The following is a 12,312-nucleotide window of genomic DNA, read 5'->3' on the forward strand; positions in this document are numbered from 1 at the left end:
TACGAATCTGGGGGTTAGAGGTTCAAGTCCTTTCGGGTGCACCACACAGCTTTTCCCTGAAAATCAGTGCGTAAGTTCTTCCAGAGCGCGATAGACGTCTTCCCATTCGTAAGGCTTGGGAAGAAAGGCTGTCTTTTCCGGAAGTGTTCTCTGTTCTTTCAGGAATGCGCCTGACGTCAGAACAACCCCGATCTCCGGCCAGCGTTGCACAACTGTCTCTGCCAGATCGAGCCCATTGATACGGCCCGGCATGTTCACATCAGAAAATACGAGATCCACGGTTTCGCCTTTCAGCAGAATATCCATGGCTTCATCGGCAGTGGCAGCAAGAATCGGGTTGTATCCTGCGTCTTCAAGCATGTCTGCAGCAAGAAACCGCAGCAGAGCCTGATCTTCGACGACTAACACATTCTTCCGCGCCGCCAGATAAGCACCTCCAGCATGCATGCCGCGAGACCGCCCGACAGACGTCGTTCCTTTCCCTGACATGACATACATAAAACGCGCCCTCCTGGACCAATATTGATTGGAAAAACCAAAATAAGGTGTTCCCGATCTTTCAAACGTCCGATCTGGAAGATGTTTGCAGAATTATGAAAATTCTTCTTCCTACCCCTATCGAATCAGGGGAGCAGCCAATCCGCCCGGCCCAACATCTGCCCCTACCGCAAGCGCCCCAACACCCCACGCCCCCTCGGGTGCGCGCACCAGCAAAGGGGCGCCGCTGACACCTTTGGTGGCTTCGCAGTCGTGATGCACAAGCCCACTGACCGTGACGCCGTTGATGTGGCATTCCACATCCCCGAACGGAACTTCACTTCTGTCCTGCGGATACCCCACAAGCATGGCGCTCATCCCGTCCCTCACCTCCACGGCCGGAAGCAGGTCAGCCGCGACCGCGACTGGATGATCCATGAGCAGCGTGGCACGGTCATTGCTTGCCGTTCCGGCCTCATTCGCCGGATCATATCCTGCCGGAATAACGAAACGGGCGACTTGTGCATGCTGTCGATACCCGCCGCGGGCATATCCCATGAGAACATGAATGTCTTTCGGCTGGATATAATGATGCGTTGCGGGCAGCCAGAGACAATGAGCTGCCGTCATCACAACCGTCGGGGCCACAGCGAAGCCCGTACACCTTACCCCCAGCTCTGTCTGCACACGCGCCAGAATCCGCCATGGCGCTTTGTTGACGTCTATCAGTTCCCGCCTTGCTCCGTCTCCCAGACCAGGCAGTACGGACTGTGGCCGGGCGAACGTATGTCCTGCCCCACCCAACCCCGCCAGCTCCAGGAAACTGATCAGAAGGCAGGAACGAAATTTCATCCCAGATTATCCGGACCGAAAGCGTCCGGCAGCAGGTCTGCAAGTGTTCGCGTCAGAAGAAGTTTACCCGTAGAAGAAATCATGTGAACTTTCAGATCTGGCTGCCCGAATTCCCGCAGCTTCTGCCGGCACCCTCCACAGGGTGTACAGGGTTGGTCGCCGCCACCAACAATCACGATTTCTTCAATACGCTGACCGCCGCCAAGCACCATTGCGGAAACAGCCCCGCCTTCAGCACAGGTGCCGAGCGGATAGGCTGCATTTTCTACATTGCAGCCGGAATAGATGACACCATCACAGCGCAGCGCCGCGCCCACCTGGTATCGGGAATATGGCGCGTAAGCACGGGAGCGGGCATCAAGGGCCCGGGAGATCAGTTCTTTCATCATAATTCCGACACTAGTGCCTGTGTGAACGGCTTGGAACATCCAAGCGTCCACGATACGGTAGAACCATCATGAACGCTCCCTTTTCCGCCCCCTCCCTTAATGACCTTCTGACAAGCCGCCCTCCTCTTGAGGTCAATGCCCGTGACGGTCTTCTTTTCGAAGGCGTGCCCCTGCACGTCATCGCTGCTGTTGCTGGTACGCCCTGCTGGATTACGGGGGCCGGTACGCTGCGCCGTCGCGCCAATGCGCTGAAAGCGGCTTTCGAAGCTCGCAACTTGCCAGTGCATTTCCATTTCGCCATGAAATCGCAGGATCATCAGGCGACCCTGACAATTCTCCGGGACTGCGGCTACGGCGTCGACATCGTCAGCGGCGGAGAAATGAAGCGCGCACTGCATGCCGGGATCGGGCCAGATGGAATCGTCTTTTCCGGTGTCGGGAAATCAGATCTTGAACTCCGTGAAGCTGTGGAACGCGAGATCCGTCAGATCAACGTGGAGAGCGTGGAAGAGCTTCACCGCCTGAACGAGATCGCCCGTGCCTGCGGCAAGGTGGCCCGCGCGGCCCTGCGTGTGAACCCGGATGTCGATGCACAGACGCACGACAAGATCAGTACCGGCCGTGCTGGCGACAAGTTCGGGATCGAACATCGGCGCGCCGTTGAACTTTATGCCGAAGCGGCTACCCTCGATCATGTGCAGCTTATCGGTCTGGCGGTACATCTTGGCAGCCAGATGCTGACGGCTGAGCCGTTCCGTCAGGGATACAGTCGCCTTGCCGATATGGTTCGGGAAATCCGGGCCGCCGGCCATCCGATCGAAACAATCGACTGTGGCGGCGGTCTGGGTATCCGGTACAAGGATGAAGTTGCCCCTCCCCCGGAAATGCTCGCAGGCGTTATTGCCGAAACACTGGGAGATCTCGACGTGGCGCTCAGCATTGAGCCCGGTCGCTGGCTGTCGGCCCCGACAGGCGTCCTTCTGTCCCGCGTGATCGAAACCAAGGCAGGCAATCCGGATTTCGTCGTGATTGATGCCGCCATGAACGATCTGGCCCGTCCGGCGCTGTATGATTCATGGCATGGCATCCTTCCCGTCGCCCCGGCTGCGTTCAGTGACGCTCTCAAGCCATGGGATGTGGTAGGACCTGTCTGTGAAAGCAGTGATATCTTCGCGAAGGATCGCATCCTGCCTGCGTCCCTCAAACGTGGAGATCTCGTTGCCCTTCTGGATACGGGAGCTTACGGATCCGTCATGAGTTCGACCTATAATTCCCGGCCCTTCGCCGCTCAGGTTCTGGTCGATAATGGTCGCTGGGAGATCATCCGCCAGCGCCAGACCGTGGAAGACCTGATCGCAGCAGAAACCGTTCCGGACTGGCTGCTGCCCGCCCATGGCTGATCCGATTGCCGCAACAGCTCGCCTCGTTTCCATTCGCCGTCGCGCCAGGCGCGTTCTGTGGTGGGAACGTGCCTGGCCAGCTCTGCGCTGGTCGCTGCTTCTTGCGGCATTCTATGGTCTGGCCAGTCTGGCCCGTGTGCCTCAATCCTTGCCCGACTGGCTTCATGCCCTTTTCGAACTGATTGTTCTTGGAACGGCGCTCTGGCTCGGCATCAAGGGACTGCGCTCCATTCCGCAACTTACGGAAGCACAGGTTGACCGCCGGATTGAGCGTGCCTCGCATCTCGCTTACCAGCCGCTTCTGACGCTTGCTGACCGTCCGGCTTATGCCGGCAATGGTGAGCAGGCAGCCATTTGGGCCCAGCACGTTCACCGCGTTGTCGCATCCCTTGGCCCTTTGAAGGTCGGATTTCCAAAGCCGGAAACAACAACGGGCGAAAAGCTGGGTCTTGCGTCTGTCACGGTTGCACTTGCCGCAGCTATGGCTTTAATCGGCCCTCATTCCCTCTCTCGGTTGCATTCAGGTTTTGTGCCCGGCGTGGATGATGATAGTGTTCCCCTTCCATCGGTGCAGGCATGGATTGATCGTCCGTCCTACGCACCCGGTGCGCCTGTTTTCCTCTCCCAAACGCAGCAGGCCAAACCTGTAACCGTTCCGCAAGGGGCCATCCTGAATGCGACGATTACAGGTGCGAATGGTCGCCCTATCCTGCGCGGAGCCACATCTCTCAGTCATGACCGGCTCGATGAAAAAAGCTGGAGCGAGAAGGCAACCCTTCAGCAGAGCGGAACGGTAACGCTCTCCTCACGTGGCCGGATCCTTGGCTCATGGCGCGTCACTGTCGAGCCTGATCTTCCTCCCGTGGTTTCATGGGACGGGAAGCCGGCTCCGCAGAAGGATGACTGGCGGACCAGCCTTCCCTGGCATGTTCAGCAGTCTTACGGCGTCGCATCTCTGGACGCTGAAATCAGACTTCCGGGCATTTCGAAAGGCCGCACGCTTCGTGTGCCCATTCCTCTGGACGGTCATCCCAAGGATGCCAAAGGCGAGGCCCGGCCGGACCTTTCTTCCGATCCCTTTGCGGGCATGGAGGTTGAGGGACGGCTACACGCCACCAGCGTTTCCGGCCATGAAAGCCGCAGCGACGCAATTCGTTTTCGTCTGGGTGCACGCAAGTTCTCGGACCCGCTGGCCCGCGCCATCGTGTCTCTGCGTCGTCGCCTGATGCTCGGGCAGGAACGCCCTCAGCAGGCCGCAGACGAACTGAAGCTCCTGACACAGACGACAGATGTTCTCGCCCTGCTTGCTCCACTTGGTCTGGACATTGCTTCTCTCCAGCACAACGCACCGCAGAAGGCAGCCGAGCAGGTTCCAGACCAACTCTGGGCATTGGCTCTGTATCTGGATGATCTGAGACGGGATGGTCCGGAAATCGCAGATGCAGCCGCTGCCGTTCGTGCTGCCCAACAGAGCGTGCAGCAGCAGCTCGATCATATGCAGGAACTGGGCGAAAAGGGTCATTCTCTTGCCGAACAGGAAGAGCTTCAGCGCCGGACGAAAGATCTCAAGGATGCGTTGAACCGCCGGATGCAGCTTCTGTTCCAGAAAGCGGCGCAAAGCGGCATCATGATGCCTCAGTCCGGCACCAGTTCGGCTGATCCCTGGTCCGACCAGATGCAGCGTCTTCAGAACGATGCATCCCAGGGCCATGGTGATGAGGCTCTCCGCAAGCTTCAGCAAATGGAAGACATGGCCGAGCATATGCGTCAGGCCACGCCGGAAGATCTGAAAGCCCTTGCCGCCCAGATGAAAGCGCAGGAAGAAGCCGGGGCGCAACGGGCCGCCCTGCATGATCTGGTTCATCGGGAAACGACGCTTCTTGATCACGCACAGGCCCGACTGTCCGCCGCACGCAAGGCCGCCCTGCCCCCGGATCAGCAGGATGGACATGAAGATATCAGCCAGATGTCCACAGCCGATCTTCTGCGTCAGCTTGGTATGCAGCCTCCGCCCAATATGGAACAGGCCGCTCCCGGCAAACCAGCAGCGCCGACCGATCCGGCCACCGTTGCCGCACAGTCTCCCGAGCGCCGTGCGGACCATGCGTTCCAGCGCGCTCTGGAACGCATCGACGATATTCTTGGTCGCCGCGTCAAGGATCTCACTGGCAAACCTGCGACGGCTTTCGACAAGGCCAAAGCGGACATGCAGGACGCCCGAAAAGCTCTGGCAGACCGTCATGATGATGATGCTGCGACGGCGGAACAGAAAGTGCTAGCCGACCTGTCCGAAGCCGGAAAACAAATGCGGCAGAACCAGAAATCTGGCGGATCGGGTCAGGGCAAAGGCGGAAGCCTGAGCTTCATTCCGTCCATGGGAAGTGGCGGATCTGGCCAGCAGCAGCATGGTGCAGCCGGTCAGCAGGGCGACGGCGGAGACCAGCCGGACGCGGGCGATGACGATGATGGGGATGAAGACCGCAAGGATCAGGATCCGCTGGGCCGGAAACTGGGCGAAGGCCAGAACGGCAAGGATTCCGACGCGCATATCCCGGATCGCAATGCTCGGGATCGGGCTCGGGATATTGAACGCGAACTTCGCCGACGTGCTTCGGATCGCACACGCCCTCAGGGTGAACTGGACTATCTGGAACGGCTGCTGAAGTCGTTTTAGGCCAGAAAAAAGGCGCTTAGGTGAATGACCTGAGCGCCTTTTTCATATCAGAAACAAGCTTGCCTTACGGCACGCGATAGAACGGGTTCGGCAGCAGAAAGCCCTTCTCCGCATGACCATCAGCGAGATCGGAAGGCTGATCTCCGATACTGGCAATAATGGTGTAGCCCTTGGCTTCAATCGCTGCACGCGCCGGTGCCTTGTAATGCGCAGCATAGCCATGTGAGGTCATGGGACGCAGATCCAGCCCGTCCCAGTGCTTGATCCCGGCCAGATGAAGATTGCGAGCCGTTGCCTCACGCTCGTCTTCATGACGGCCCGTGATAAAGAAAACCGCAACGTGGTTCTTCTCGGTTTCGTTGATCAAAGCCAGCGTGGACGCAAAAGCAGGCGCACGGCCACTCTTCTCCCAGGCAATGGCGCCACATGGCCCTTTGGGTAGAGCATCGCATGGGCCGTTGGGGATATAGCCAAAATTATCTGCCCGGATTTCATCCCAGTTGGACAGGGTCGTTTCGTCAATATCGAGAACGATCGCAGGCTTGTGCACCTTGGGCGCACGCTCGAAGACCCAATGACGCGCCTGGCCTATCACCGTGTCGAAATCGTGCTGATAGTCGCCGCTGTCATGATAGGCGCTGGCCGCCATGACGGCATCACCGACATTGGCAGGCTGCTCGGCGTAAGCGGCAAATGGCGTCAGAGCCGCACTGAAAAGAAGCCCGGTGGCGAGCAGAAAGGAACGGGTCATGGCGGGGCCACCTTTCGCGAGAAGAGAACAAGACCGACCCCAACGAGGGCCAGAGCCGTTCCGATAACGGAAACACCCGCATAACCCAACCCCATTGAGAGCGCGATCCCGCCAAAAGCGGCACCAATCGCGTTTCCAAGATTGAAGGCACCGATATTCACCGAGGATGCCAAAGCAGGTGCATCATGGGCGGCCTGCATAACGCGCATCTGAAGAGCAGGCATCAATGCGAATGTCGCGGCTCCCCAGACAAGCGTAGCGATCAATGCGCCCGGCACCGTTTGAGCTGCCCACGGGAACAGCAGCATGACGGCCCCCAGAATGGGAAAGAACATCAGCAGGCTACCGTCCAGAGAGCGATCTGCACTTCTGCCACCAATCGCATTGCCGATCGAAAATCCCACGCCCGTCAGCATCAGGGCAATCGTAATAACCAGCGGGCTGGCATGGGTGATGTGCTGAAGGATCGGCGCGATATAAGTGTAGAGCACAAACATTGCCCCTGCCCCGATCGCGGTCGTCACCAAGGCCAGCAGAACATTCGCGCGCAAAAGGGCCTTGAGTTCACTGCCAACGTCTGGAACAGGTCCAGCCTCCCGCGCCGGAAGCGCCCACTGTACGGCAACCATTGTCAGAAGGCCGAGGACGGCGGTCACACCAAAAGCCATGTGCCAGCCGAAGTTCATGCCAAGCCAGGTTGCCGCGGGAACACCAATGATGTTGGCGATCGTCAGGCCCATGAACATGGTCGCAACCGCACTGGCCCGGCGCTCGGGTGCAACAACAGCGGATGCTTCAACCGCTCCGAGGCCGAAGAAGGCACCATGAGCCAGGCTCGTTAGCACACGCGAGGCAAAAAGGAGTTCATAGCTTCCCGCGACTGCGGACAGCAAATTGCCAGCGACATAAATCCCCATGAGCAATGTCAGGGCGGATTTACGGCGCAGCCTTGCCAGAAGAAGCGTAATGAAAGGGGCACCAGCCATGACGCCCACGGCATAGGCCGTCACAAGGCCACCCGCCTTCGGTACCGTGACCTGAAGGCCCTGCGCGATAACAGGCAGGAGGCCCATCGGGGTAAATTCGGTCGTACCGATGGCGAATGCGCCCACGGCCAGAGCCAGCAAAGGCCAGTTCACGGGCAATCTCCGGAATAACAGGTGTTCGAGGATGATCGAACCATGCCAGTCCCGGAGCTACAGAACAAGATGAAGGGTTACATCATCCCGTTCATGTGCATGCCCGGCTCCATGCCGTCCATATGCATGGCCTTGTGCTTCGGATCGTCGATCTTGCACTTGTGGTCCTGCACTTCCTCACCAGAAGCCCGGTCCAGAGCATGAGCAACGTCATCGAGGATGACGAAGCCGCCATGATGGCCCGGCGTAACCACAATCGTGTGATCCGCCATCTCCGTATCTCCTATGAGGCGGAACGGAGATGGATCAAGCGTCTGAACAAGCCGGGCGCGGTATGGATGCCCATAGAGCGAAACAGGCGTCCAGGCCTCGCCAATCATGTACTTGTCGATCTCGGCGCGGACGTAAGGTGTCAGGCAATCAATATGAATATGAAGCTGGTCCTGCGTTCGGCCGTCACGGGAATTGATGGCAAGAGACAGGTGCTCGTCCGGCACAGGGAAGCCATACCCTGCCGGAACGCGCTGCCGCTCGGCCCAGGCTTCCGCGAAATAGTTCGGGGTTTCCGCCTGAAGCAGGGAGGCGTCCTCGATGCCGGAAACCTTCTTCGTCGGGATCAGCAGGTACTGACCATGACCATAAAGATCCTTCAGAAGCGCATAACCGTCCTGAGGATCGTAAACCGCACACGGCTGATGCTGCGCATCCTTCGCACAACGGCTTCCCACCAGCTCCCAGAGCTTGTTCCGGTCGTGCCCGGGAAGCTTGCCGCAGGCCGCGAGGCCGCCACCAATCGTGACAGCAGCCATCAGCCCCAAAGCCACTCTGGCGCCGATCTTCATCCTCAAACTCATTCTTCCCTTACCTGACACTCTAACTGCATGGCCGTAGCCAGTCTTTCAAAACGCCGACGAACTGCACTACCTGCAGCACGCACGCTGCGTGCGCCCAGAATCAGCACAAGCTGCTGGTCTTCCACCAAAAGACGACATTCTTCCAGCAACACAGTCGTCCCGGCGCAGAGTGTATAGGCCAGACGGAGAGCCAGACCCAACCTGACCGCCCGCTCGATTTCCGAACGGGACAGAAGCTGACGGGACGGCTCAATCAGGGACGCGTCCATTGCCACTTCATAACGGACTGCAAGGGTGAGCCCGATGAATGCCCGGGCTGCATGTTCGAACCCGACCCCATGGCAATGCATAACGCGCTGGTAAGTCTGCTCCGCGCGATATTCAGGATGATCGTAAGAACCAATATCCGACAATGTACAGGCCAGTTGACGCAGGCGTCGCTGCCACGGCGTCTCGTCGCGAAATAACGGTGCCGTCCATCCTGTGAGGGCATTGGACAGCGTGACACTGCGGGCAAGGCGCCCGGCCATTTCCTCAGCCAGAGCACTCATCGGGTCATCACCAGCAACTGACGATGCCACATGCTTCATGTACCAGCCTTCCCGCAGGCCATCGACACTGAAGACGACCTTGGACGGACGCACGCGCTCCATCAGGCATTTCAGAACAACGGCCGCGAAAGGGGCATCTCCCAGGCGTTTGCGAGGCGCATTCGGAAGTTTTTCAAGCGTGCGCTTGGACGCCCCAATCACCCAATCCGACATCTCCCGCGCTTCCCCTTCAGAGAGCGTGAAAAGATGCACCAGATTGAGCGGATACTGCGTGCGGGCAATCTGCAGGCGGGCCAGAGCCCGGAAAGCCCCACCTACCAGATACAGAGGCCGACCCGTCATGCCGGGAAGCCAGTTGACCTCCTGTAGCAGCTCCGAGGCGATTTCGGCAGCACGTTCAATACTACCCTTGGCGCGGTCCTGAAGGCGGATAACGCCGAGCTTGGTCGTCAGAGCCTCGTAATACTGACTGTCAGCCACGTGGATCAGTTCGAGCGAGCCGCCGCCAATGTCAGCGACAAGACCGTTGGCGTCCGGCAGTCCGCACAGCACACCACGAGCCGCGTAATCCGCTTCTTCCGTACCCTCAAGAACACGGATGGGAACGCCCGGCATCCTTGCCCGTATAGCGGATACAAAATCCGGACCATTCGACGCGTCCCGGACAGCCGCAGTCGCCAGAACTTCGAAGGGGTCCGCTCCCATGGCCCGGGCGACCGTATGAAAACGTCCCAGCACGTCCATTGCCAGCGCAACACCTTCGTCATTCAGGCGACCTGTTGCATCCAGACCGCGCCCCAGCTTGAGGGTGACCTTCTCGTTGAAGATGGGCAGCGGATTACGCGCAACGCCTTCAAAAACCACAAGCCTGACTGAATTGGACCCGAGATCGACAATGGCGGAACGCTGTGCAGATGATGACATGAGGTTCAGTCTTCCAGAATCCGGTCAGGCCGCTCGCGTGGGCGATGGGCCTCCGGAAGAGCTTTCTCCCGTGCGGCCGAACCCCGGCCGGACAGGGATGGATTATTCATGAAGTATTCGTGGGCAGAAAACGGATGAGCGCCAGGGGCAACCCGATGCCAGCGGCCGTCTTTCAACAGCGTCCAGCTCTGAAGGGTGTCCTTGATGTTCATCGTCATGATCTGGCCGAGAATCTGGGCATGAACGGTTGGATTGGTAATGGGCACCATTGCTTCTACCCTCCAATCCATGTTCCGCACCATCCAGTCCGCGGAAGAAATGAAAACTTTTGCCTTATGGGACGGCATTCGATGGCCATTTCCGAATGCAAAAACGCGCGCATGCTCCAGAAACCGCCCGACGATGGACTTGATGTCGATATTCTCCGAGAGCCCCGGAACACCGGGACGGAGACAGCAGATCCCACGGATGATGCCAACGATCTTCACGCCTGCCTGAGAGGCCTCATAAAGCAGATCAATGAGTTCTGCATCAACAAGGCTGTTCATTTTCAACCAGATGCGAGCCGGACGACCGGCCTTGGCGTGTGCGATTTCATCCCGGATCAGTTGCTCGATTGTCGGCCGGATCGTGATCGGAGAGAATGCGAGGGCATCCATTTTCTCCGGTGTGGCGTAGCCGGTCATATAATTAAACAGCTTGGCTGAATCGGAAGCCAGCTTCGGATCGCACGTGAAGAAGGACAGATCCGTGTAAACCCGCGCCGTGATCGGATGGTAATTACCCGTTCCGAAGTGAGCGTAGGACCGCAGCGTCCCGCCCTCGCGACGGACCACAAGGCTGAGTTTCGCGTGTGTTTTCAGGTGCGCAAAACCGAAAACAACCTGCACGCCAGCTGATTCAAGCGCCCGTGACAGACGAATATTGGCTTCCTCGTCAAACCGTGCCCGCAGTTCGACCATGGCTGTGACGGATTTGCCTGCTTCAGCCGCCTCGATCAGGGCCTGAACAATCGGGCTGTCACGTGATGTACGGTACAGTGTCTGCTTGATGGCCAGAACATTCGGGTCCAAGGCAGCCTGACGCAGGAACTGAACCACCACGTCGAAGCTTTCGAAGGGGTGGTGAACGACAATATCCTTCGCACGGATGGCCGCGAAGCAGTCCCCGTCATAATCCAGAATGCGCTCCGGAAAGCGCGGTGTATAAGGCGGGAACACGAGATCCGGACGATCGTCGACAATCAGCTGCTTGAGATCGACGACGCCGACGAAACTTGGAAGAACGAGCACATCTTCTTCGTTGACTCCTAGCTCCTCGCCCATTTCACGACCAAGCGTTTCTGGCAGTTTCTGATCGAGCGCAAGATGAATGCCCACGCCACGGCGACGCTGTTTCAATGCGGTCTCGTAGGAGCGGACAAGATCTTCTGCTTCGTCTTCGAATTCCACGTCCGTATCGCGGATTATCCGCAGGACACCCGCTGCACCGATGGAGAGTCCGGGGAACAGACGATCAGCGAAAAGCTGGACCAGATCTTCCAGCAGTACAAAACGGATCTCGCCGGACGCATCTCCGCCCGACCCGACTTTGGACGGCAGACGCAGGAAGCGCGGAACCTGTGCCGGTAACAGGATCAGACCATCCATGACGTGCTTTGCGGTTGTCGGATCTTTCAGACGCATGACAAGCGCCAGACCCATATTCGGGATGAACGGCAACGGATGAGACGGATCAACAGCCAGCGGCGTCAGAACCGGGAAGACGCGCTCCTGGAACAGTGTTGCAAGCTGTGCGAGGTCAGCATCATCAAGACCATCCGTTGGCAGGATGGAAATCCCAGCATTTTTCAGTTCGGCTTCAAGCTGGCGCCAGACGCGCTGCTGCTCTTCCAGAAGAAAACGCGCTTTCTGACGGACTGCGGCAAGCTGCTGAACAGGCGTCGCGCCGTCAGGACTACGCACCACCATGCCTTCGCGAACCTGCCCGACGAGGCCGGCCACGCGAACAGAATAGAATTCGTCCAGATTGCTCGCACTGATGGACAGGAAACGGACCCGTTCAAGAAGTGGATTACGTGGGCTTTCGGCCTCTTCAATGACGCGCTGGTTGAAATCGAGCCAAGACAGTTCGCGATTGATGAACCGCTCCGGCGAGGTCGGCATGTCCGCATAATCCTTGGCCGTCGGAACAACCATCCGCCGACGCCTCGCCCGGGTGACAGCCGGGGTCATGCTGCCTTCACGAGGCTGGCGGGAAGTGCGGCGGCGCGGAGTCGGTTTCTTATCTTCAGTCGTCACG

At 58.6% G+C, this 12,312-nt stretch carries 10 protein-coding genes; 2 read left to right on the forward strand and 8 right to left on the reverse strand.

All coding sequences use genetic code 11. From position 1 onward, the window contains the following. Positions 1–63: 63 nt before the first annotated feature. From B7444_RS04130 to B7444_RS04140, 3 genes are all read right to left on the reverse strand, one after another. Positions 64–498: a response regulator gene (locus B7444_RS04130; protein WP_007282318.1), complete on the reverse strand. Its 435-nt coding sequence runs from the start codon at positions 496–498 to the stop codon at positions 64–66. A 117-nt stretch (positions 499–615) separates the two neighbouring features. Then, positions 616–1,329, reverse strand: coding sequence for a trypsin-like serine peptidase (locus B7444_RS04135; protein WP_007282319.1), 714 nt, complete (start codon positions 1,327–1,329; stop codon positions 616–618). Beyond that, positions 1,326–1,718, reverse strand: a complete 393-nt coding sequence (locus B7444_RS04140) for a cytidine deaminase (RefSeq protein WP_007282320.1) — start codon at positions 1,716–1,718, stop codon at positions 1,326–1,328. The genes B7444_RS04135 and B7444_RS04140 overlap by 4 nt, the downstream gene beginning before the upstream one ends. Positions 1,719–1,786: 68 nt before the next feature. Between B7444_RS04140 and lysA the strand changes: the two genes are divergently transcribed. Both lysA and B7444_RS04150 read left to right on the forward strand, forming a co-directional pair. Further along, entirely contained in the window at positions 1,787–3,118 is a 1,332-nt protein-coding gene (lysA, locus tag B7444_RS04145) for a diaminopimelate decarboxylase (protein ID WP_007282321.1), read from the forward strand. Further along, positions 3,111–5,792 carry a DUF4175 domain-containing protein gene (locus B7444_RS04150; RefSeq protein ID WP_007282322.1) on the forward strand — a complete coding sequence of 894 codons (2,682 nt, stop codon included), beginning with the start codon at positions 3,111–3,113 and terminating at the stop codon, positions 5,790–5,792. The genes lysA and B7444_RS04150 overlap by 8 nt, the downstream gene beginning before the upstream one ends. Before the next feature lie 64 nt (positions 5,793–5,856). On the opposite strand, the gene B7444_RS04155 is transcribed toward B7444_RS04150, so the two are convergent. The 5 genes from B7444_RS04155 to B7444_RS04175 all read right to left on the reverse strand — a co-directional run bounded on the left by B7444_RS04155 (position 5,857) and on the right by B7444_RS04175 (position 12,209). Then, entirely contained in the window at positions 5,857–6,543 is a 687-nt protein-coding gene (locus B7444_RS04155; protein ID WP_007282323.1) for an HAD family acid phosphatase, read from the reverse strand. After that, positions 6,540–7,682: an MFS transporter gene (locus tag B7444_RS04160; protein WP_007282324.1), complete on the reverse strand. Its 1,143-nt coding sequence runs from the start codon at positions 7,680–7,682 to the stop codon at positions 6,540–6,542. Before B7444_RS04160 ends, B7444_RS04155 begins: the two co-directional genes overlap by 4 nt. A 77-nt stretch (positions 7,683–7,759) precedes the next feature. After that, on the reverse strand, positions 7,760–8,524 hold the full coding sequence (locus tag B7444_RS04165) for a CDP-diacylglycerol diphosphatase (protein WP_007282325.1): 765 nt from the start codon (positions 8,522–8,524) through the stop codon (positions 7,760–7,762). Positions 8,525–8,532: 8 nt separating this feature from the next. After that, positions 8,533–10,011: a Ppx/GppA family phosphatase gene (locus B7444_RS04170; RefSeq protein ID WP_007282326.1), complete on the reverse strand. Its 1,479-nt coding sequence runs from the start codon at positions 10,009–10,011 to the stop codon at positions 8,533–8,535. Between the two features lie 5 nt (positions 10,012–10,016). After that, the gene (locus tag B7444_RS04175) at positions 10,017–12,209 is read right to left on the reverse strand and encodes an RNA degradosome polyphosphate kinase (protein ID WP_007282327.1); all 2,193 of its coding nucleotides are present in this window, start codon (positions 12,207–12,209) and stop codon (positions 10,017–10,019) included. Positions 12,210–12,312 lie beyond the last annotated feature (103 nt).

The organism is Gluconobacter thailandicus F149-1 = NBRC 100600 (assembly GCF_000964465.1).
Lineage (GTDB): Bacteria > Pseudomonadota > Alphaproteobacteria > Acetobacterales > Acetobacteraceae > Gluconobacter > Gluconobacter thailandicus.